At 34.0% G+C, this 22,485-nt stretch carries 22 protein-coding genes; 4 read left to right on the top strand and 18 right to left on the bottom strand.

Going from position 1 to position 22,485, the window contains the following annotated elements:
• Position 1 precedes the first annotated feature (1 nt).
• The 16 genes from BOW57_RS00855 to BOW57_RS00930 form a co-directional block, all read right to left on the bottom strand.
• On the bottom strand, positions 2 to 634 hold the full coding sequence (locus tag BOW57_RS00855) for a phosphoribosylanthranilate isomerase (protein WP_129052701.1): 633 nt from the start codon (positions 632 to 634) through the stop codon (positions 2 to 4).
• A 145-nt stretch (positions 635 to 779) separates the two neighbouring features.
• Positions 780 to 1,565 (bottom strand): indole-3-glycerol phosphate synthase TrpC, encoded by a 786-nt coding sequence (gene trpC, locus BOW57_RS00860; protein ID WP_129052702.1) that lies wholly within the window; start codon positions 1,563 to 1,565, stop codon positions 780 to 782.
• 74 nt (positions 1,566 to 1,639) lie between these two features.
• Entirely contained in the window at positions 1,640 to 2,632 is a 993-nt protein-coding gene (gene trpD / locus BOW57_RS00865; RefSeq protein ID WP_129052703.1) for an anthranilate phosphoribosyltransferase, read from the bottom strand.
• 116 nt (positions 2,633 to 2,748) lie between these two features.
• Positions 2,749 to 3,315 (bottom strand): aminodeoxychorismate/anthranilate synthase component II, encoded by a 567-nt coding sequence (locus BOW57_RS00870; protein ID WP_129052704.1) that lies wholly within the window; start codon positions 3,313 to 3,315, stop codon positions 2,749 to 2,751.
• Positions 3,316 to 3,406: 91 nt separating this feature from the next.
• Positions 3,407 to 3,853, bottom strand: coding sequence for a hypothetical protein (locus tag BOW57_RS00875; RefSeq protein ID WP_129052705.1), 447 nt, complete (start codon positions 3,851 to 3,853; stop codon positions 3,407 to 3,409).
• Positions 3,854 to 3,998: 145 nt separating this feature from the next.
• Positions 3,999 to 5,399: an anthranilate synthase component I family protein gene (locus BOW57_RS00880; RefSeq protein ID WP_089053001.1), complete on the bottom strand. Its 1,401-nt coding sequence runs from the start codon at positions 5,397 to 5,399 to the stop codon at positions 3,999 to 4,001.
• A gap of 300 nt (positions 5,400 to 5,699) precedes the next feature.
• Complete coding sequence (locus BOW57_RS00885) at positions 5,700 to 6,980, bottom strand: hypothetical protein (RefSeq protein ID WP_129052706.1); 1,281 nt, start codon at positions 6,978 to 6,980, stop codon at positions 5,700 to 5,702.
• Positions 6,981 to 7,180: 200 nt separating this feature from the next.
• Positions 7,181 to 7,747 (bottom strand): YceI family protein, encoded by a 567-nt coding sequence (locus BOW57_RS00890; RefSeq protein ID WP_089053003.1) that lies wholly within the window; start codon positions 7,745 to 7,747, stop codon positions 7,181 to 7,183.
• A 31-nt stretch (positions 7,748 to 7,778) separates the two neighbouring features.
• Complete coding sequence (locus BOW57_RS00895; protein ID WP_089053004.1) at positions 7,779 to 8,411, bottom strand: NAD(P)H-dependent oxidoreductase; 633 nt, start codon at positions 8,409 to 8,411, stop codon at positions 7,779 to 7,781.
• Between the two features lie 4 nt (positions 8,412 to 8,415).
• Positions 8,416 to 8,877: a MarR family winged helix-turn-helix transcriptional regulator gene (locus BOW57_RS00900; RefSeq protein ID WP_089053005.1), complete on the bottom strand. Its 462-nt coding sequence runs from the start codon at positions 8,875 to 8,877 to the stop codon at positions 8,416 to 8,418.
• 331 nt (positions 8,878 to 9,208) lie between these two features.
• The gene (locus BOW57_RS00905) at positions 9,209 to 9,940 is read right to left on the bottom strand and encodes an MIP/aquaporin family protein (protein WP_129052707.1); all 732 of its coding nucleotides are present in this window, start codon (positions 9,938 to 9,940) and stop codon (positions 9,209 to 9,211) included.
• 17 nt (positions 9,941 to 9,957) lie between these two features.
• Entirely contained in the window at positions 9,958 to 11,454 is a 1,497-nt protein-coding gene (gene glpK / locus BOW57_RS00910) for a glycerol kinase GlpK (RefSeq protein WP_089053007.1), read from the bottom strand.
• A 29-nt stretch (positions 11,455 to 11,483) separates the two neighbouring features.
• Positions 11,484 to 13,061, bottom strand: coding sequence for a glycerol-3-phosphate dehydrogenase/oxidase (locus BOW57_RS00915; RefSeq protein WP_129052708.1), 1,578 nt, complete (start codon positions 13,059 to 13,061; stop codon positions 11,484 to 11,486).
• Between the two features lie 201 nt (positions 13,062 to 13,262).
• Positions 13,263 to 13,742, bottom strand: coding sequence for a DUF6691 family protein (locus BOW57_RS00920; protein ID WP_129024289.1), 480 nt, complete (start codon positions 13,740 to 13,742; stop codon positions 13,263 to 13,265).
• Between the two features lie 10 nt (positions 13,743 to 13,752).
• Entirely contained in the window at positions 13,753 to 14,316 is a 564-nt protein-coding gene (locus tag BOW57_RS00925; protein ID WP_129052709.1) for a YeeE/YedE family protein, read from the bottom strand.
• A gap of 100 nt (positions 14,317 to 14,416) precedes the next feature.
• Positions 14,417 to 15,832, bottom strand: a complete 1,416-nt coding sequence (locus BOW57_RS00930; RefSeq protein WP_129052710.1) for a rhodanese-like domain-containing protein — start codon at positions 15,830 to 15,832, stop codon at positions 14,417 to 14,419.
• Between the two features lie 188 nt (positions 15,833 to 16,020).
• Between BOW57_RS00930 and BOW57_RS00935 the strand changes: the two genes are divergently transcribed.
• The 4 genes from BOW57_RS00935 to BOW57_RS00950 all read left to right on the top strand — a co-directional run bounded on the left by BOW57_RS00935 (position 16,021) and on the right by BOW57_RS00950 (position 20,167).
• Positions 16,021 to 16,617: an HD family hydrolase gene (locus BOW57_RS00935; protein WP_129052711.1), complete on the top strand. Its 597-nt coding sequence runs from the start codon at positions 16,021 to 16,023 to the stop codon at positions 16,615 to 16,617.
• Between the two features lie 383 nt (positions 16,618 to 17,000).
• The gene (locus tag BOW57_RS00940) at positions 17,001 to 18,344 is read left to right on the top strand and encodes a cytochrome ubiquinol oxidase subunit I (protein ID WP_089053013.1); all 1,344 of its coding nucleotides are present in this window, start codon (positions 17,001 to 17,003) and stop codon (positions 18,342 to 18,344) included.
• A gap of 2 nt (positions 18,345 to 18,346) precedes the next feature.
• Positions 18,347 to 19,423 (top strand): cytochrome d ubiquinol oxidase subunit II, encoded by a 1,077-nt coding sequence (cydB, locus tag BOW57_RS00945; protein WP_129052712.1) that lies wholly within the window; start codon positions 18,347 to 18,349, stop codon positions 19,421 to 19,423.
• 288 nt (positions 19,424 to 19,711) lie between these two features.
• Positions 19,712 to 20,167 (top strand): GNAT family N-acetyltransferase, encoded by a 456-nt coding sequence (locus BOW57_RS00950; RefSeq protein WP_129052713.1) that lies wholly within the window; start codon positions 19,712 to 19,714, stop codon positions 20,165 to 20,167.
• A gap of 211 nt (positions 20,168 to 20,378) precedes the next feature.
• Here BOW57_RS00950 and BOW57_RS00955 read toward each other — a convergent pair whose 3' ends face one another.
• Positions 20,379 to 21,164: a sulfite exporter TauE/SafE family protein gene (locus BOW57_RS00955; protein WP_089053016.1), complete on the bottom strand. Its 786-nt coding sequence runs from the start codon at positions 21,162 to 21,164 to the stop codon at positions 20,379 to 20,381.
• A 340-nt stretch (positions 21,165 to 21,504) separates the two neighbouring features.
• The gene (locus BOW57_RS00960) at positions 21,505 to 22,131 is read right to left on the bottom strand and encodes a Crp/Fnr family transcriptional regulator (protein WP_089053017.1); all 627 of its coding nucleotides are present in this window, start codon (positions 22,129 to 22,131) and stop codon (positions 21,505 to 21,507) included.
• Between the last annotated feature and the right edge of the window lie 354 nt (positions 22,132 to 22,485).

The following is a 22,485-nucleotide window of genomic DNA, read 5'->3' on the forward strand; positions in this document are numbered from 1 at the left end:
TTTAAAAGTTGGCAACATCAAATTTTCGTTTGAAATTGCTAAATAGATTTTTGTTTTTAAGCCCCGGTTCGATTTCAAATTTACTATTTACATCGACAGCGTAAATAGGTAAATTTGTTTTTGAAATTTCTTCGATGGCTTTTAATTCGTTAATCCCGATTCCGCCGCTCAAAAAGAATGGCTTGTCCGAATTATATTTTTTTAATATTGTCCAGTCGAATGTTGTTCCGTTTCCGCCTGGAAGTCTGCCTTTTGTGTCAAATAGAAAATAGTCAGCGACAGCTTCAAAAGGTTTTATAACTTCAAAATCGAAGTTTTCATCAGCTGAAAATACTTTTATGATTTCGATTTCTTTTGGCAGTTGTTTTTTCAGTTCTGATAAAAAATCAATTGATTCATTTCCATGTAACTGAACGGCTTGTAAATTATATGTTCTTACTTTTTCTAGAATTTCTTCCTGACTTTGATTGACAAAAACACCCACTTTTTTGACTGTTTTTATTAGCTCAGGAATGGTTCCGTTAAAATATCGTGCGGACTTTTCCCAGAAAATAAATCCCATATAATCGGGCAGGAGCGCTCCAACTTCTAGAATGTTTTCGGGGTATTTCATACCGCATATTTTGAGTTTCATTTCGTTGTGTTTTTTAACCGCAAAGGGCGCTAAGTTTTATTATTATGTTTAAAATGCGAAAAAGTTCGCAAAGCTTTGTGTTGATTTTTTGCCACGAATTTCACGAATAAGTAAGAATCTAATTAGTGTAATTCGTGGCAAACTTTTAAACGTTTAGCTCATTAATAAATTCAGTTGCCGCTTTTCCAGCGTTGTCAGTTTTCATGAAGTTTTCCCCAATTAAGAAACCTTTATATCCGTAAGGCTTTAATTCCTGAATGGCTTCGATTGACGAAATTCCGCTTTCAGAAACTTTTACAAAATCATCAGGAATTTGCGATGCCAGTTGTTTGCTAAAATCTAAGCTTACTTCGAATGTTTTTAGATTTCTGTTGTTTACGCCAATCATATCTAAACTAGGCATGATCGATTTTTCTAATTCTTCCTGATTATGAACTTCTAATAAAACTTCTAATCCTAGTTTTTTTGCAAATTCAGACAGCGATTTTATTTCTTCTCTTGTCAAAACTGCCGCGATTAATAAAATCAAATCAGCTCCGTGAGCTTTTGCTTCAAGAATTTGGTATTCGTCAACAATAAATTCTTTTCGCAAAAGCGGAATATTCACACTCGCTCTTGCTAAAAGTAAGTCGTCAAGTGAACCTCCAAAATATTTTCCGTCTGTTAAAACAGAAATTCCACAAGCTCCTGCGTTTTCGTATCCTTTAACTACTTCTTCGACAGTAAAGCTTTGATTTATAATTGATTTTGATGGAGAACGACGTTTGTGTTCTGCAATAATTCCAGAATTGCTTTCTTTTAATTTTTGTCTAAGAGAAATTGTCTGTTTTCCAAAAAATACTGAAGCTTCCAATTGAGAAACCGGAATAATTGATTTCTTCAGAATAACTTCTCGTTTTTTGTCTATTATGATTTTATCTAAAATATTCATTGTTGTTGTTTTGCCACGAAGTCACAAAGGCGTAAATTTTATTAGTGCTAATTTGTGAAATTTGTGTTTGTTTCTTATTTGCTTAATTCTTGTAAAGTCTTTAATGCTGTTAACCCTTTTCCAGACAATAAACTTTCTTTTGCTAATTCAAATCCTTCTTGCGGAGAACATTTTGTAACAGTTGAAATTGCCATTGCAGCATTGGCACAAACCACATTATTTTGAGCTTCGTTTCCTTTTCCTGAAATAATATTCGTGAAAATTTCGGCTGATTCTTCGATGGTTTTTCCGCCCTCGATTTCGGTTTGTGATAAAAGGCGAACGTTAAAATCTTGTGGATTCAACATTCCTTCCATATGACTTGTTATAATTTTTGTCGGGCCAGTCAAAGAAATTTCGTCGTAGCCGTCAAGCGAATGTAAAATCGTGAAATTCACATTGGTATTTTGATATAAATAGGCATACATTCTAGCTAATTCTAAATTGAAAACACCAACTAATTGATTTTGCGGGAATGACGGATTTACCATCGGTCCTAACATATTAAAGAATGTTTTTACGGCCAATTCTTTTCTAATTGGTCCAACATTTTTCATTGCTGGGTGAAATAGGGGAGCATGCAAAACACAAATTCCAGCTTTATCGATGCATTTTTCTAAAAATGAAGGATCGTTGCTAAATTTAATTCCCATTTTTTCCATTACGTTGCTTGATCCTGAAATTGATGAAACACCATAATTTCCATGTTTGGCAACTTTAATTCCAGCTCCTGCCGAAACAAATGAAGCTAAAGTCGAAATATTAAAAGTGTCTTTTCCGTCACCGCCCGTTCCGCATAAATCGATGGTATTGTATGCCGATAAATCAACGCGAATACACAAGTCTAATAAAGCTTCACGAAAACCCGAAAGTTCATCGATTGTTATGCTTCGCATCATAAATACGGTCAAAAATGCCGAAATCTGACTTGGATTGTATTGACCGCTTGAAATGTTAATCAATACGGTTTTTGCTTCTTCTTTAGTAAGCACTTCGTGATTGATTAATTTGTTTAATATAGTTTTCATTTTTTTTAAGATTCTAAGTTGCTAAGGTTCTGAGATGCTAAGTTTTTGTTTTTATTGGTTTCAAGTTTTAGGTTTCACCTTCCATTAACTTGAAACTTTAAACATGAAACAAAAAATTAACTATTTATCCAATTCTCTAAAATCCTTTTACCTTTTGGTGTCAGCACGCTTTCTGGGTGAAACTGAACGCCTCTTACATCAAATTTTTTGTGACGTAACGACATAATTTGTCCATTTTCGTCAATAGAAGTAGCTTCAAGAACTTCTGGCAGATTGCTGTCAACAACCCATGAATGGTATCTTCCAACTTCAAATTCATTTCCTAAGCCTTCAAATAAAATTTCATCTGAAACTACTGTTTTTACATTTGTAGCCACACCATGATATACTTTGTCAAGGTTTGAAAGTGTTCCGCCAAAAACTTCTCCAATTGCTTGTTGCCCTAAGCAAACGCCTAAAATGCTTTTTGCAGGCGCGTATTTTTCAATTACAGCTTTTAATAAACCTGCTTCATCGGGAATTCCAGGTCCCGGCGAAAGTAAAATTTTATCAAAAGATGCGATTTCTTCAATTTCGAATTCATCATTTCTGTAAACGGTTACTTCGCAGTTTAAATCTTCCAAATAGTGCACTAAATTATAAGTGAAACTATCGTAATTGTCTATAACTAATATTTTTTTCATTTTTTTTGAGGTTCTAAGTTGCTAAGGTTCTGAGGTTCTAAGTTTCACTATCTTGAAACTTGAAACAAAGAAAACTTGAAACTAAATTTTCTTATTTTTCTCGAACGTATTTTTCGACTATAATTCGATCAACGCCTAATTTTTCTACTTTTTCAATTCCTTTTTGAATCAACGTGTCATTTTTGATTTTTACTGTAAATTCAAATTTGTTGTTTTCCCATTCTCTATTATTAAAAAATTCCAAGTTTTCAGTGTAAGTACTGTCTTTTAAGGTGTACTTTCCGCCGCCGCCAAAAAATAGTGCGGTACTGTCTTTTCCATTATTTAAATCATGATTGAAAAAAGCAAAATGGGTATCATTTATAATTTTAATCATTTTTGTTTTTGAATTGAAAGTAGAAAACGTAGAATCTTTTTCAGTTGTTTCTGCTGATATAAGACGCCAAGTTCCTGCTATCGGAATCGCATTTGATTCTTTTTTCGTTTCACAAGATGTAAATAATAAAACTGCAACAGCAAATGGAATTAATTTTTTCATAGTTTTTTTGTTTATGGTTTATAGTTTATGGTTTTGTCAATCTTTGTCTCCAGCGGTTGAAACCGCTGGCTATATTTACTTAGCTTTTGTATGATCGTTTTTCAAACATAGCCCGAGGTTTCAACCTCGGGAAACGTATTGTGAGCTATATTTTCTCTGCCATCTCCAAAGCGGTGTTTAAAGCTCTTAGTTTGTTGTAAACTTCCTGCATTTCGCTTTCTTCGTCAGAACTAGCGACAATTCCAGCGCCAGCCTGACAATGCAATTGATGGTTTTTGCTAAGGAAAGTTCTAATCATAATGGCATGATTAAAATTGCCTTCAAAATCCATGAAGCCAATTGCGCCTCCATAAAAATTACGGTTGGTTTTTTCGTAATCTTCAATTAATTGCATCGCTCTGTGTTTTGGTGCTCCGCTCAAAGTTCCTGCAGGAAAAGTATCAGCAACAACCTGCATTGTAGTAGCTTTGTCATGTAAATGTCCAGTAACTTTTGAAACCAAGTGAATTACGTGTGAGAAAAACTGAACTTCTCTGTACTTCTCTACATTTACATCATGACCATTGCGGCTTAAATCGTTTCTTGCCAAGTCAACTAACATTACGTGTTCGCTGTTTTCTTTTTTATCTTCAGAAAGTTCTTTGGCTAAAAGTGCATCGCGCTCGTCATTTCCAGTTCTTTTAAAAGTTCCTGCAATTGGATGAATTTCAGCTTTTCTGTTTTTTACGATAATTTGTGCTTCTGGTGAGGAGCCAAATATTTTGAAATCTCCATAATCAAAAAAGAATAAATAAGGAGATGGATTAATACTTCTTAAGGCTCTATAAACATTGAATTCATCACCTTTAAAACCTTGTGTAAAACGACGTGATAAAACCAATTGAAAAACGTCTCCGCGGAAACAATGTTTTTTAGCTAAAGCGACATTATGTTTAAATTCTTCATCGGTTAAGTTTGAGAAACCTTCACCTTCTTTAGTAAATTTATAAGAAGCAATATTTCTAGATTGAAGCAATTGCTCAATTTCTGAAATGTTATTTCTTCCATCAACACTGTGGCAGAATATATAAGCTTCATTTTTAAAGTGATTGATGGCAATTATATTTTGATAAACGGCATAAAAAACATCTGGAATTACAGTTGCATCGTCTTTTTTTGCAATCGAAACTTTCTCAAAATAACGAACAGCATCATAAGAAATATATCCAAAAAGACCGTTATTGATAAATTTAAAATCATTTTTTTCTGATTTAAATTGACTTGAAAACTCCTGAATTACTTCTGGAATATTAGTTGTCGCATCAATAGAGATTTGTTCTGTTGTCCCGTCAGGAAAAGTTTTTGAAATGATTTCGTTTTCAATTTTAATTGTTGCAATTGGGTTGCAGCAGATGTAAGAGAAACTGTTGTCATTTCCGTGATAATCACTACTTTCAAGTAATAAACTATTTGGGAATTTGTCTCTTATTTTAAAATAAATACTAACCGGCGTAATCGTGTCAGCCAGAATTTGTTTATAATGTGTATTGAGTATAAATGGTTTCAAAGTATGTTGTTTTATAGTTTTTAATTTCGTTTTTTGCTTAAGTTTTTATCAAAAAAAAAGGCTTGTCGTGATGACAAGCCTTTTATATTTATAGTTTTACAGTACCATAGGAAGCTTCGTTCACGACGTTTGACGTAAATTCTTCCACCACCAAGTATTGTTCATTATTGTTTTCATTTTCTTATTTTGATGTCACAAAGATATAAATGTAATTTGGATTAGAATACATAAAAATTCAAAAAAAACTTTTCTAAATTTAGAAATTTGTTAAATTTTAAAATACAAATCCTGTTTAATACCTTAATTTCCAATAGCCAGCGTGTTGTTTACGTTTGCTCTAAAATCTGGATTACTTTTAATATTTGGAAGCATAAAAAGCTCTGTATTTTTAGATTTTGTGTATTCTATGTTAAATTGAGCAGTATTATAATAGTTTTGAATTATCGAATTACTGGCAGAAGATTCGCTTGTAATTCCACCCGTGCAATTGTTTACAATTAGATTTTTAAATGTTAGTTTAGACAAATTTACTTCGCCGTTTCCAATATTTCCTTCTAATAAAACAAAAGGAGAGAAGCCAGAAACAATACTGTTGTTTAAATTGAAAAACGTATTTTCTCTCACATAAATAGATTCTCTTACTAAACCTTGATTGTTTTCTTCGAGATTGACTAAGGTAATATTGTTTGCGTTTATTTTTGTCATCTTTTTTGTCATATCGGTATTTTCAACTTTATCATAGGAATCAACTTCAAAACATCTTGATCCTGAAATGTCTGATGAAAACGGATGACGAATTGCGATACTGTTATTAATGTTGATTTGTGCACCTTGCGTAAAATCAAAATCATCATCAGTAGTTCGATAAGAAATAAGATTGTTTAGATTCAAATCACCTCCATAACATTCAAAAGAATCATCATTTGAATAGCTGATTTGTATATTGCTTAAAGTAGTTTTTCGCCCAACTCCAGCCAATGAAAGTCCGTTTAGTTCTTTTAAAGCACTTAATTTACGACCAGAATATTCGATACGCACATATTTTAAAATTCCAGAGTTATCCTCGGCATCAGAACCGCCATAGTGATTTAACATAGGTTCTAAATTGAAAGGAAGAATGTGAACACCGCCAAGCGTATTTATTGGTGCTTTACCCAGAATGATAATTCCGCCCCAGTCGCCTGGACGTCTTTCTGAAATTTCTTTGTTTGATGTAAAAACGATAGGATCCGTTTCAAGACCTTCGGCCATAATTTTGGCTCCATTTGTTACTACAAGTGTACCGCAGGTTTTATCATCTCCTCGAATAACGGTTCCAGGTTCGATTGTTAAAGTGGCATTATTTGTAACATAAACAACTCCAACTAATTGATAAGTATTGCGTTTTACTAATTTGGTGTCCTTGTCAATATTTCCTGCAATAATATTGGTAGCTTCATTATATTCTGTATTCGCTGGCTTAAAGTTAGTCCAGTTGTTCATCCAGTTTGAGCTGCCAATAATTCCTTTTGGCTGTTGTTGCGCTTGAAGAAGAAAAGCGTTTAGAAGCGTAAAAAGTACAATATGTATTTTTGTTTTCATAACTACGATTTTGATTTCTAGTTTTTGATTTTTAAGATGCTCAAAAGTAGAAGCCGAATGTTAATTAAAACGGCTGTAGTTATTATGAAAGCGTTATTCTAGTATTAAGAACGTTATGTTTTTGAAAAGTTAAAAATATAAAACCCTAACAAAATCAATCTGTTAGGGTTTTTCTTATAGATGAATTAGTAAGGCTTAAATTAGAATTTTAAAGCTACAGCTAATTCGAAATCATCATTGATAGTTTTGTCTCCTAAGTTTTCGAAGAAGTTACCAGAGTTGTATTTGATATCGTATTTAGTTCTGTCAACTTTAAATGCAGTTGTTGCAGTGTTTCCTTTTACAGTGATATCAAAAGTTACTGGTTTAGTAATTCCTTTAATAGTTAAGTCTGCAGTTACAGTATAAACGTCAGTTGCTTTAGCTCCGATAGTTTTGAAAACTAATTTTGCAGTTGGGAATTTATCAGTTCCAAAGAAATCGTCAGCTTTCAAGTGACCGTTTAATTTTCCTTGGTATTCTCCAGTTAAGTCAGTTGCAGTTAATGAAGTCATATCAACTGTAAAGCTTCCTCCAGTTAATTTTTTTCCTTTGAAAACTACAGCTCCTTCTTTAAAGTTTACTGTTCCAGAGTGCTCTCCAGTTACTTTTTTACCTACCCATTTGATAGTAGATGCTTTTACATCGATTTTTTTAGTTTGAGCATTTACTGAAATACTAGCCGCTGCTACGAATAATGCTATTGCAATTGTTTTTAAATTTTTCATGTTGTTAAAATTGATTTTGGATTAATAATAATTATATAGTGATAAATAACTCTTCTTGAGATTTTCTAACTTTTTTGTAATGTTGAGCTTCGTCCTCATCATGTCTGTAACCTACAGTTGCGATAACAGCAGCATTTAAACCTAGTTTATCGAAACCTAAAATTTCATTGAATTGCGCTGGATTGAAACCTTCCATTGGTGTTGCGTCGATTTTTAATTCAGCAGCAGCAGCCAATAAAGTTCCTAAGGCGATATAAGTTTGTTTTGAAGTCCAGATGTTTTTAGCCTCTTGAGATAAGTTCGAGATCACTCCGTTCATCATATCTGCAAATCCGCCTAAAGCTTCAGTTGGAAGACCTCTTGTTTCGCTGATGTTTTTAATGTAAGCAGCTACAGATTCTGGTCCTGCATTTAAGTCATTTGCAAAAACAAATAAATGAGAAGCATCTGTGATTTGAGTTTGTCCCCAAGCCGCAGCTTTTAATTTTTCTCTAATTTCTGGGTTTTCTACAAGTACAACTTTAAAAGGTTGTAATCCGTATGAAGAAGCAGCTAATCTAACAGCTTCTTTTAATGTATTTAAATCTGCTGGAGCTATTTTTTTGGTAGCATCAAACTTTTTTGTTGCATATCTCCAGTTCAAATTGTCTAATAATGTGCTCATAATATTAATTTTGTTGAGTTCTGTATTTTTCTAATAATTGATTTAATAATTCTAATTCTTCAGGATTTATATTCTCGGCAAATGCGCGTTCGTGCTCATCTACTTTCGGATCTAATTCTTTTAAAACGTCTAATCCTTTCTGCGTAATTGAAACTTCAATTTTTCGTCTATTGTTCGGACAGACATTTCGAGTAACAAATTCCTTTAGCAGTAATTTGTCAACTAATCGTGTTGTGTTACTTGTTTTTGCCAGCATGCGTTCTTGTATGACACACATATTAGCAGGATTTCCTTTTTGTCCTCTTAGTATACGTAACACATTATATTGCTCTCCAGATAAATCATACGGTTTTATCAACTCGTTGAAATGATCCTGAATCACATTCTGTGTGTACATGATATTCAGAATAACTTTTTTCGCATTATCCATCTTAACTGTACTCTTAATAACCTCTTCAATTGTCATAGTCGTAAGTGTATAATTTGTATATACAAATGTATAACTTTTAATAGTTGTATATACAAATGTTGTGTTAATTTTTTGTTAATTGAATTAAAACGAAATAACAAGTCCACAAACTCGATATAATTAGTATAAAAATAGAGTAAAATTTTAATTTAAAATGTTGCTATATTGATATTTAACGATTGTTTAAAATTAAAGGTAAGAGGTAAGATTAATTTTTTAGAGTTTTTAAGTTGTGATGTAAAGTAAACCCAACAGTCCCGAAGCCTCGGAATTAAACCTGTCGGGTTTGAATATCAAAGTGTGAAGGAGTTTAAATTAAAAGGAATGATTAATTTAGAAACAGGTATAAAGCAACAGCTAAACTAGATCCAATTATTGGTCCTACAATTGGAATCCAGGCGTATCCCCAATTGCTGCTTCCTTTTATAGGTAATATAGTGTGCATAATTCTTGGGCCTAAATCTCTTGCCGGATTTATGGCGTAACCCGTAGTTCCTCCCAAAGAAAGGCCGATTACCCATACCAATATTGCTACAGGAAGTGCTCCAATTGTTCCTAAACCAATTGCGGCATTAGAATCGGCTGCAATTTTTAAACTTGGTCCTGCAATATAAAATATTGTAAAAATTAAAACGAAAGTGGCAATTATCTCACTGATTAAGTTGGATACATTATTTTTGATCGCTGGCGCTGTCGAGAAACAGGCGAGTTTTGTTCCTTCATCTTCTGTTACTGCAAAATGATCTTTATGAGATAACCAGACTAAAAAGGCTCCTGACATTGCGCCAATCATTTGAGCCAGAACATAAGAAGGGACTAAATTCCAATTAAATTTGCCAATAAGAGCCAAACCGAGCGTAACAATAGGATTTAAATGCGCGCCGCTAATTGGTCCGGCAACAGTTACCCCTACAAAAACAGCAAATGCCCAGGCGGTGGTGATAACAATCCAGCCGGAATTATTTCCTTTTGTGTCTTTAAGTACAACGTTTGCAACAACGCCGTTTCCTAGTAAAATCATTAACATTGTGCCTAGAATTTCTGCTGTAAAAGGAGTCATATTTTTGTTTTTTAATTTTATTCTTCAATCCAGTCTGATGCACGTCCAATGGCCTTATTCCAGTTTTTTACCAATTTATTCACTTCTGGTTTTGGCATTTGTGGAGAAAATACCCGATCGATTGACCATTGTTCTTTTAGATCGTCTAAGCTTGACCAGTATCCTACGGCAAGTCCAGCTAAATATGCGGCACCCAAAGCTGTAGTTTCGAGTGTTTTTGGTCTTGTAACGGTTTTTCCATAAATGTCTGACTGAAATTGCATTAGTAAATTATTGGTTGCTGCACCGCCATCGACTCTTAATTCTTTTCCTTTTCCTCCATAATCTGCTTCCATAGCTTTTAGTAAATCATTAACTTGATAAGCAATTCCTTCTAAAGTAGCTCGGGCAATATGTGCACTGGTAGTTCCTCTTGTTATTCCAAAAATTGCACCTCTAGCGTATTGATCCCAATGCGGAGCTCCTAAACCAGTTAGTGCTGGAACAAAATAAACACCTCCGTTATCAGGAACACTGGCTGCCAGAGTTTCTATTTCTTCGGATGTATTAATCATTTTTGCACCATCTCTTAACCATTGTACAGCTGCACCTCCAACAAAAACACTTCCTTCTAAAGCATAGGTTGTTTTGCCGTTAATTTTCCAGGCAACAGTAGTCAGTAAATGGTTTGTGGAACGAATAGGCTTTGTCCCCGTGTTCATTAACACAAAACAGCCTGTTCCATAAGTATTCTTTATCATTCCTGAAGTTGTACACAACTGACCAAAAAGTGCTGCTTGTTGATCTCCTGCAACGCCGGCAATAGGAATTTTTGTTGAAAATAGGGTAGTAGAGGTCTCTCCATAAATGGTACTGCTTTCTTTTACTTCAGGCAGCATAGCTCTTGGTATATCAAAAAGTTCTAATAACTCATCGTCCCATTCTAAAGTGTGTATATTGAATAGTAAAGTTCTGCTGGCATTAGAAACATCCGTCATAAATAATTTACTTCGGGTTAATTTCCATATAAGCCAAGTGTCTACAGTTCCAAAACAAAGTTTTCCTTCTTCCGCTTTTTTTCGTGCTCCTGGAACGTTATCTAAAATCCATTTTACTTTAGTTCCAGAAAAATAGGCATCCAGAAGTAATCCGGTTTTTGTCTGAATCATTTCGGCATGTCCTTGTGCTTTTAGTTTGTCACAATATTTTGCAGTTCTGCGATCTTGCCAAACAATAGCATTGTAAACAGGTTCACTGGTTTCCCTGTCCCAAACAATAGTGGTTTCTCGCTGATTGGTGATGCCAATTGCCGCTATTTCTCTGCCTGAAATTCCTACTTTAGCAATTACTTCTGCGGCTACACTAATTTGGGAAGACCAAATTTCGTTTGGGTTATGTTCAACCCATCCGGGTTTTGGAAAAATTTGCTTAAAAGTTTTTTGCGAAATACTTACAATTTCTCCTCCATGATTAAAGACTATAGCTCTAGAAGAAGTTGTTCCTTGATCAAGCGCCAGAATTAGTTTATTTTGCATGACTTATATTTTCTTAAGTTAGTAAAAGTCTATTGAAATTCTTTTAAAAGAAAACCTTTCGAAATTCCTTTAAAATTTGAAATCTCCTTGTGTATCCAAGCTTCATCATGTCCGAGTTCTTTTGCTAATATTCTTGCCACTTTTTCTGAAGACTCAATTGCTGCTCTTGCATCTAAGAATAATAAGCGTACACGTCTTGCTAAAATATCATCAACGGTTCTTGCCATTTCATTTCGAATTGCCCAAACGACTTCTGCCATTGTAAATTCATGATCCGGATGGAGTTTTTCTTTTAACTCGGGTTCGTTTTTTTGTAATTCTAGTATTTCAGGGACATCTGAACCATAGATGTACAAATGATTCATTCTTTCTAAAGTCGTAGTAGGTTTATTTCCATGAATAGAAAGATGTTCTGTAACACAAGGTTTATTAGGTAATTTGCCTTTTTTTATCGCTTTATTTATAATGTCTTCCGCAATTTTTCTGTATGTTGTCCATTTGCCGCCGGTAATTGTTATTAAACCGGTTTCAGAAACAATTATTTTATGACTTCGAGAAACTTCTTTGGTACTTTTTCCTTCCTCTTCAGGAGCAGCTAAAGGTCTGAGGCCTGCAAAAACAGATAAAACGTCAGCTCTTGTTGGTTTTTTGGCTAGAAAACGCTGCGCATTTTCCAATACAAATTCAATTTCGCTTTCAAGAGCAATAGGTTCCAGACTGTGTTTTCTAATTAAGGTATCAGTTGTCCCCACTACAATTCTGTTGTGCCAGGGTACCGCAAATAAAACTCGTCCGTCACTTGTTTTAGGAATCATCAAAGCGTGATCGCTTGGTAAAAATGATTTGTCAAATACAAGATGAATTCCCTGACTTGGAACAATATATTTCTTGTAAACTGTATCGTTCAGTTTCATAATGGCATTTGTAAAAACACCGGTTGCATTAATAATTGCGGCACCTTTTATTTCATAATGATTACCAGTTTCATGATCTATTGCTTCAACACCAATAATTTGGTTTTTATCATCTTTTAATAAGTTTACAACTTTAGAATAATTTAAAAGACAAGCTCCTTTTTCTATTGCAGTTTGAGCAATGTTTATAGCCAAACGAGAATCATCAAATTGTCCGTCATGGTAAATAACACCATTTACCAAACCTTTTTCTTCTACGGTTGGCAGCATTTCGATTGTTTTTTTCTTCGAAATATATTTTGATCGGCCTAAGCTTAATCGTCCCGCCAATAAATCATAAATAGTCAATCCAGTAGTATAAAACAGTCCGCCCCACCAATTGTAATTAGGGATTACAAAAGATTGATTTTTAACTAAATGTCCAGCATTTTTTGCTAGTAATCCTCTTTCTTTTAGAGCTTCTATAACCAAATGGATATTTCCCTGCTCTAAATAGCGAACTCCGCCGTGAACTAATTTGGTGCTTCTGCTTGAAGTTCCTTTGGCAAAATCGACCGCTTCAAGTAAAATTGTTTTATAACCTCTGCTTGCTGAATCAAGAGCAGTACCAAGACCGCTTGCTCCACCACCAATTATAATTACATCCCACTGTTGGGTATTTTTTAATTTCGACAATTGTTCTGAGCGTTTCATATAGTATCGATTTATTGGCGTTTTTTGTAAGATTAAATCTTGTATAGTAAACTTAATAAAACTTAATGAAACAAAAATGAAGAAATACTCTTAATAAGAAAATTTGTCTTTAAAGAAGCTGCGAACCTAAGTTCTGAAAAAAAGTAAACCCGACAAATTTTAGAAATCTGTCGGGTTTATAATATGTGGAAAGCATTTTATTTAATGAGGAAGTTTGTCTTTAATCAAACCATAAAACCAAGTTCCAGCAATGGCGCTTAATAAGGTTACTGCAATTACAGTTGCACCAGTACCAATTTGAGCGAAAAGCGGCCCAGGACAAGCTCCAGTAATTGCCCATCCAAAACCAAATAATAAACCGCCGTAGATTTGTCCTTTACTGAAAGTCTTTGGCTGAATTTCGATTTTCTCGCCTTGAAGGGTTTTAATATTGAATTTTTTAATGATAAAAACAGATATTACACCAACAACAACAGCACTTCCGATTACGCCATACATAAAGAAAGATTGCAAATGAAACATTTCCTGAATACGAAACCAGCTGATGATTTCTGCTTTTACGAATACAATTCCAAAAAGAATTCCAACAATAAGATATTTAAGATTTGCGAATCCTGAATCTTTTATTTGACTTCCGTTGATTCCTTCTGTGTCTGTATTTTTATTTTCTAAATTGCTCATTTTTGAAATTTTAAAGTGAAAGAATATAAGGTAAAATCAAAAGTGACATTACAAAACCGCCAATCATAAAACAGATTGTTGCGACTAATGAAGGCCATTGTAAATTTGAAATTCCCATAATGGCGTGTCCGCTTGTGCATCCGCCAGCGTAACGCGTTCCAAAACCAACTAAAAATCCGCCTATTACAATCATTATAAATCCGCGAAGGGTTAATAAACTTTCCCAAGAAAATAATTGAGCAGGAACTAAACCAGAATGATCTGTGATTCCGTAAGTCGCTAATTGTTCTGAAAGTTCAGGAGTAATTTGAACAGGATTAGGATTTGAAAGGAAATTAGCTGCGATAACTCCGCCAAGAAAAATTCCGAAAACGAAGAATAAATTCCAGCTTTCTTTTTTCCAATCGTATTTAAAAAACGAAATATTTGCCGGAATACAAGCCGCACAAATATGACGAAGCGAAGAACTAATTCCAAAAGATTTATTTCCGATAATCAATAAAATAGGAACAGTTAAACCAATCAAAGGGCCTGAAACGTACCAAGGCCAAGGTTCTTTTAAAATTTCTAACATATTTTTAAGGTTCAAAGGTTCATAGGGGCAGAGGTTCAAAGGTTCAGATTCAAAGAAATAACTTCGTTCCTTTGAACCTTTGTCTCTCTGTACCTCAAATTTATTTTAATATTTTACTCTGACAAACAAAATCTGATTTTGGAACTTCAGTTTTTGAGATGGCTCCAAAACCGCCGTCAATTTCAGAAAAATTTCTAAATCCACGTGCTTGCAATATAGAAGCCGCAATCATACTGCGGTAACCGCCGGCACAATGCAGATAAAAATGTTCATTTGGGTTAATGTCTTTTACCCAGTCATTAATATAGGCAAGAGGTTTGCTGTAAGCATCTTCAATATGTTCAGCTTCATATTCAGTTTCCTTTCGAACATCAATAACTTTATCTTCTTTAATGTTGAATTCTTTTGAAAATTGTTCTGCTGAGATTCTGTTTACAGTATCAATTTCAAAACCAGCTTTCTGCCAAGCTTCAAAACCGCCTTCTAAATGTCCGATAATCGAATCGAAACCTACGCGGCTTAAACGTGTAACCGTTTCTTCTTCAAGACCTACTTCGGTTATCAATATAATAGGTTGTTTTACATCGCCAATTAAAGTTCCAACCCACGGTGCAAAATCGCCATTGATTCCAATATTAATAGACTGTGGAATAAATCCTTTTGCAAAATCACCGCTTTTGCGAGTATCTAAAATCAAAGCTCCAGTTTCTTCGGCAACAGCCTCAAATTCCTCCACTTTAATTGCTTTCATTCCGTTATGTAAAACTGTTTCAAAGCTTTCGTAACCGCCTTTGTTCATTGCTACATTCATGCTGAAATAAGCAGGAGGAGGCAATAAACCATCAGTGACTTCTTTAATAAATTCTTCTTCGGTCATATTGGCGCGCAAAGCATAATTGGTTGCTTTTTGATTTCCAATAGTCGAAACTGTTTCTTTGCTCATGTTTTTTCCACAGGCACTTCCTGCACCATGCGCTGGATAAACAATTACATCATCAGCCAAAGTCATTATTTTATCTCTCAACGAATGATACAAAATTCCCGCTAGCTGATCTTGAGTCATTCCTGCCGCTTTTTGAGCTAAATCAGGGCGTCCAACATCACCTATAAACAAAGTGTCGCCAGAAAAAATAGCGTGATCTTTTCCGTTCTCATCAATCAGTAAAAAAGTAGCACTTTCCATAGTATGTCCTGGAGTGTGGAGTACTTTTATGGTTACTTTTCCAACTTTGAATTCCTGACCGTCTTTTGCAGAAATGCAGTCAAATTCGCAGGCAGCATTTGGTCCATAAACAATTGGTGCTTTCGTTTCTTTGCTTAAATCAATATGTCCTGAAACAAAATCGGCGTGAAAATGCGTTTCGAAAATGTATTTTAATTTTACTTGATCGCGTTCAAGACGATCCAAATAAGGCTGGATTTCTCGTAACGGGTCAATAATCGCGGCTTCGCCGTTTGAAGTAATATAATAAGCACCTTGTGCAAGGCATCCGGTGTAAATTTGTTCTATTTTCATGATATAAATTCTAAAAATATAGGGAAGACAAAGGTAACCTAGTTTTTTCTTAAAATGGGTGACTAATGTTACAGAAATTTGATTTTAGCGAAAAAAGTTAAAATTAAATTTGAGTATTAAATGCAGTGAAAGCCAATTTAATTAAGGAAAGCATTTTGTAATTTTACGGAATTACGAAAATTATTGATATGAACACAGCAGGCTTATTAGATCAAATTGCTTTTATAAAAGAAATTGATAAAGTAAAATACATTCAGCGCAAGACAAAACTATTCAACAGCGATCGATGCGAAAATGATGCTGAACACAGCTGGCATTTAGCTTTAATGGCGATTGTTTTGGCAGGACACTCAAATGAACCAATTGATGTTTTAAAAGTGGTAAAAATGGTTTTGATACATGATATTGTAGAAATTGATGCAGGTGATGTTTTTATATATGATACGGTAAAAAGTCATGATAATACGGATGAGGAACGATTGGCGGCGAATCGCATTTTTGGTTTACTTCCAAAAAGTCAAGCAGAAGAATTAATTTCTATTTGGGAAGAATTTGAAGCTGGAGAAACCAACGAAGCGAAATTCGCAAGATCAATGGATAGATTAGAGCCTTTATTGCAGAACACATCTAATAACGGCGGAACTTGGAAAGAGTTTGATGTGAATTATGATAAGGTTTACGAGAAAAAAAGTGTAATTAAAAATGGTTCAATTTCTTTATGGAATTATGCCGAAGGTTTAATTAATGAAAGTGTTGAAAAAGGAATTTTGAAAAAAGAATTTTGAAAAAAGAATAAAATATAGCCTGCGGTTTCAATCGTAGGAAACAGGTCATGATTATATATTTCTTACGTTGCGTTCCCGTGGTTGAAACCACGAGCTATGTTTAAGCATATAAATTTATACGCAATATTGTCATTTCGACCGAAGGGAGAAATCACACGCGAGATTCCGCAACGTATATTTCTATTCGTTGTAGAAATTCTAGTGTGATTTCTCCTTTGTCGAAATGACAAATAGAGTCATACTCATCACAAAGCATAAGTGTAATTCATACTTTTAAATTGTTGAAAAGTTTAACTAATATTGGGAGATAAACTTTTTTTTAAGAGGCTTTGTTCGGGTTGTAATGGTTAAATTTGTGGAACTTCATAAACAAATTACTACTTATGGAAGAAATGCTCTTTTATGACCGAATGCAATTTGCCTTCACCATCACTTTTCATTATCTTTTTCCGCAGCTTACAATGGGTCTTTCCTTGATCATTGTGTACTTCAAATGGAAATATTTAAAAACTAAAAACGAACAATACAATCACGCCACCCATTTTTGGATGAAAATCTTCGCCCTCAATTTTGCAATGGGTGTTGTAACGGGAATTCCAATGGAGTTTCAGTTTGGAACCAATTGGGCAAAATTCTCCGAATTAACGGGAGGAATTATTGGTCAGACGCTTGCCATGGAAGGAATGTTTTCATTCTTTTTAGAATCTTCTTTTCTAGGTATATTTTTGTTTGGCGAAAAACTCCTTGGGCATAAATGGCATTTTGTAACTGGATTATTAATTTGCATTGGTTCTTGGGCCAGCGGATTTTTAATTATTGCGACACATTCGTGGATGCAGAATCCTGTAGGTTATGAAATTCTTGAAAACGGAAAATTTGTACTTAATAATTTTCAAGCTTTGTTTTTAAATCCGTGGCTTTGGCCTTCTTATCTCCACAATCAAGCAGCTTCTATGGTAACAAGTTCTTTTGTTGTTGCTGGAATTGGAGCTTTTTATATTTTGAGTAAAAAGAATGTTTCTTTTGGGAAATTGTTCTTGAAAACGGGAGTTATCTTCGGATTGATTTCGAGTATAATCGTTGCAATGCCAACAGGTGATTTACTGGCAAAAAATGTTGTAAAGTATCAACCTGTAACTTTTGCTGCAATGGAAGGAATTTTTCATACCGAGAAAAAAGGCTCTGAAATTGTTTTAATAGGTCAGCCCGATGTAAAAGATAAAAAATTGGATAACAAAATCGCGGTTCCTAATATTTTAAGTTTCCTGACTTATGGAAATTGGGAGCAGGAAATAAAAGGTTTGGATCAGTTTGAAGAAGATTTACATCCAACTAATATTTCTGGATTATATTATGCATATCATATTATGGTGGGACTTGGAACGGTGTTTATCGGTTTAATGATGATTTCACTTTTTCAGTTAATCAGAGGAAAATTGTTTGAAACCAAATGGATTTTATGGTCGTTAATGTTCATGATGCCATTTCCGTACATTGCTAATACAACAGGCTGGTACACGGCCGAATTAGGAAGGCAGCCTTGGCTTGTTTACAATTTAATGCGAACTGCAGCAGGTGCTTCACCAACGGTTTCATCAGGAAATACCTTGTTTACATTGCTTGGTTTTATTGGTTTATACCTTTTACTTGGAATGTTGTTTCTGCTTTTGATTGGAAAAATTATCAATAAAGGCCCTCATCAAGAAGGCATAACTGAAAATATATAAGTATGGAATTTTTTTGGTACGTAGTTTTAATGGGAATTTTGGCTGTTTATCTGGTTTTAGACGGTTATGATTTTGGAGCAGGAATTATTCATTTATTTTTTGCAAAAACAGAAAAAGATAAAAAAGCAATCACAAGTGCTATTGGTCCGTTTTGGGATGCTAATGAAGTTTGGCTGATTGCGGCAGGAGGTGTTTTGTTTTTTGCTTTCCCAACTTTATATGCTTCTTCTTTCAGCGGATTTTATCTGCCTTTGATTATGATTTTGTGGCTTTTGATTTTTCGTGCAATCGGACTTGAAATGCGTGGGCAGATTCATCATCCAATGTGGGAAACAATTTGGGATAAAGCTTTTGGGATTGCAAGTTTACTTTTGGCGCTTTTCTTCGGGATTGCTTTAGGAAATATTGTTCGTGGCGTAAATCTCGGAATGGTGCAAAACGGTGTTTCTACACAAGAAGCACATTTTTTCTTTCTGCCTTTATGGAATCCAACGTTTAGTCCGCAGGCAAGTGAATTGGGAATTATAGATTGGTTTACACTTTTTCTAGGTATTGTGAGCGTTGTGGCGCTAACAATTCATGGTGCGAACTGGATTATTTATAAAACAAATTCAGCTTTGAATCCACAGCTTAAAAATGTAGTTTTTAAACTGAATATTGTACTCTTGATTTTAGTTTGTATTTCTTTGCAAATTTGGCATTTTATAGAACCTAAACCGTTTCATAATTTCATAGAAAATCCTATTCTTTGGTTTTTTCCGCTTTTGACTTTTGTTGGAATTTTAGGATTGTTTAAAGTGCGCTCGTTTAAAAAAGATGGTCACGGATTTCTGTTTTCAACCTTGTTTTTACTGGGAGGATTTGCTTCAACAGCAGTTTCCATTTTCCCGAATGTTTTACCTTCAACAAATAATGTAAATCCTTCGCTGACAATTTACAATACTGCAGCTCACGAATATGGATTAAATGCGGGATTGAGCTGGTTTTTTATAGCACTGTTTTTAGTTATCATTTACTTTATTATTCAGTATAAGGTTTTTAGCGGGAAAATGGATGATATTGGATATGGAGAGCATTGATTTTTTTGTTGCCACAAATTACACAAATTTTCACTAATTAATTATATGGATAGCCTTCAGTTTTAACTGGAGGTTTTTTTTATTCATATGCGACAGGCTTTAGCCAAAAAGCGCTAAAAACTATTTAAATTGAAAAGAATAATTGATTTTAAACATGAAGTTATTTTGTTCAGAAAGATAAAAGAGATTCAATCAAATGCTGGATGACCATGTTTTAAATAAACTGGACTATAAAGTTGTTTGATCTTTAAGATATTTTCGCTTTTTTAATTAAAACATTTTATAATAATGGATTACAAAATCAAAAAAGCAAGTCTTGAAGACCTCAACGAAGCAGCAGAACTTTTTAATCTTTATCGTGTTTTTTACCGTCAAGAATCTGATGTAGAAAAAGGAAAAGCATTTCTAAAAGAGCGATTGTTAAATAATGAATCAGACATTTTTCTAGCGATCACAAACGGAAAAGCTGTAGGCTTTGTACAGCTTTATAAACTATTTCACTATACAAAATTGCAAAAGCAATGGCTGCTTAGTGATCTTTTTGTACATCCTGATTATCGTGGTAAAGGATTATCTGTTGCATTAATTGACCGCAGTAAACAATGGTGCGAAGAAACAAATGCCTGCGGTTTGATGTTGGAAACAGAAAAAACAAATGATATAGGCAATCAGTTGTATCCACGTTGCGGATTTGAATATGACGGATTACATAATTATTACCATTGGTGGCGAACAGAAAAGTAAACAGCGAGATTTAATCGTTTAATTTTGACAGCCGTATTGAATTAAAGATAAATACGATCACGAATATAGTACCCTAAAAAGAAATCCGTTTATGTTTAAAATAAACGGATTTTTTAATTTGATCTTTGTCAAAATTCAAGACTTTGGCAAAGATCTCTACAAGTAAACTAAATTGGAAAATCTTTAAAAATCTGCATGAAAGAAATTCATATTAAAATAAAACTTCTTTTGTAATAATATAAAACCCCATTACGAGAACAAACCAGCCAAAAAGCGGTTTTAATTTTGTTCCATCTATTTTTTTAGAAAGCTGACTTCCGATAAACATCCCTAAAAGTGCCATTGCCGAAACACCTAATAAAAAAGTATAATCAATAGGAGTTCCAATGTATAAATCACCTCCAAAACCTATTGAAGAATTAATGGTAATAATCAATAATGAAGTTCCTACGGCTTGTTTCATTGGTAAATTAGCAAAGAATAAAAGCGCAGGAATGATTAAAAATCCGCCGCCGGCTCCAAGAAATCCTGTGACGATTCCAACCAAAAAGCCAATGAAGCTTAATTGCAGATAATTGGTTTCTGCAGTTTTTATTTCGGGCTGCGGTTTTCGAATCATCGAAATCGCGGCTGTTATCATCAAAACCGAAAAGACAATCATAATCAGAAAATCTTTTGAAACAGAATAAGAAGCAATAGAAAATAGGGTAGAAGCGATTTTAGGAAAAATGACTTCACGAATAATCAGTATTGAAATTACAGAAGGTATTGCAAAATATAATGCCGATTTGAGTTTTAGATTTCCCATTTTATAATGACTGTAACTGCCGAATAAAGCGGTTAAGCCAACAATAAATAAAGAGTACGAAGTTGCTTGTTCTGGATTTACTTTAAACAAATACACTAAAATAGGAATAGTCAAAATAGAACCCCCGCCGCCAATTAAGCCCAGAGAAATTCCGATAATGATTGAAGCAAAATAGCCTAAATATTCCATTGTATTTATTTTTATGCAAAGTTGCCTCGGAAATTAGAGATCTACAGTAACATTTATCACAGAAGTGATTTTTTGCCACAGATTATTATGATTAAAAGGATTTTTCTGGGCATATAAATTTAAACAGATCGAGACATAGTTACTTTGTGTAAATAATGTGTTATTCATTTCAATCTATTATTAAGACAAAGTAACTATGTCTCTATGTGTTTAGAATTGAAGTTAGGTTTGTCACATTGAGCGAAGTCGAAATGCTTTACGGGTTTTCTCCCGAAGCCTCGAGACGCGCTCTAACTGACAATTGTTTTAGTAAATCAAATTCGTGAAATTAGTGGCAAACTTATTTCAAAAGTTCAATCTGATTTCGGTTGAGTTTGACTAAACCTCGCTGTTCCATTTTTTTTAGTAATCTTGAAACAACTTCTCGCGATGTATTTAATTCTGTTGCGATTTCCTGATGCGAAAGATTAACTTGTGAACAGCCGCAGGCATCAGAATGTCTTTTTAAGTAAAACTCTAAACGTTCATCCATAGAACGGAAAGCAATGTTGTCGACAACTTCCAGTACTTCTTCAAAGCGGCTTCTATAAGTTTCGATTACAAATTCGTACCAAGATCTGTGTTCCATCATCCATTTGTCCATCATTTGCAGCGGAATCATCATGACAGAAACGTCTTCGACTACTTTTGCCATGATCTGGCTTTTTTCGCTTTTAGCTGTACAAATCATCGAGATCGCACAGGCTTGTCCAGGTTGAAGATAATACATTAAAAACTCACCGCCGTCTTCGCCTTCACGATAAATTTTGATTTTTCCTTTAGTAATTAAAACCGTGTTTTTAATGTACTGTCCGGTTCGCATCAAAATTGTTCCGGCTTCAAAATCTTGAAGACTTCCGTTTTCTTCAATAGTAGCAATAAGTTCACTGGAGAAATTAGGAAAGGTATTTTTTAATGAATGTTGCATTGTATCGTTTTTTTGCCGCGAATTTCACAAATTCACACTAATTAATTCGTGAGAATTTGTGAAATTTCAGGCTGGTATTATTGTCAAAATCGAATTAAAAATTATAATTTTTTACAAAGATAATGGATTCTGCTCGCATTAATTGTTGTAAAATTATAATTAACAGGTATTTTACTTAAATGAAAAAATCCTATTTTCTATCGATTTTATAGGTTATATTTTTAAAAATAGTGAGTAAATTTGTCTTTCACTGATTATAATAATTTCTCTAAAACGTTTTCTGAGAATAATAATCGAAATCGCATTTGGTACGTTTTTCATGAGTAGAAACGTCGTAATTTTACAAAAACACAT

The sequence above is a fragment of the Flavobacterium sp. YO64 genome, assembly GCF_004119505.1.
Taxonomy (GTDB): domain Bacteria; phylum Bacteroidota; class Bacteroidia; order Flavobacteriales; family Flavobacteriaceae; genus Flavobacterium; species Flavobacterium oncorhynchi.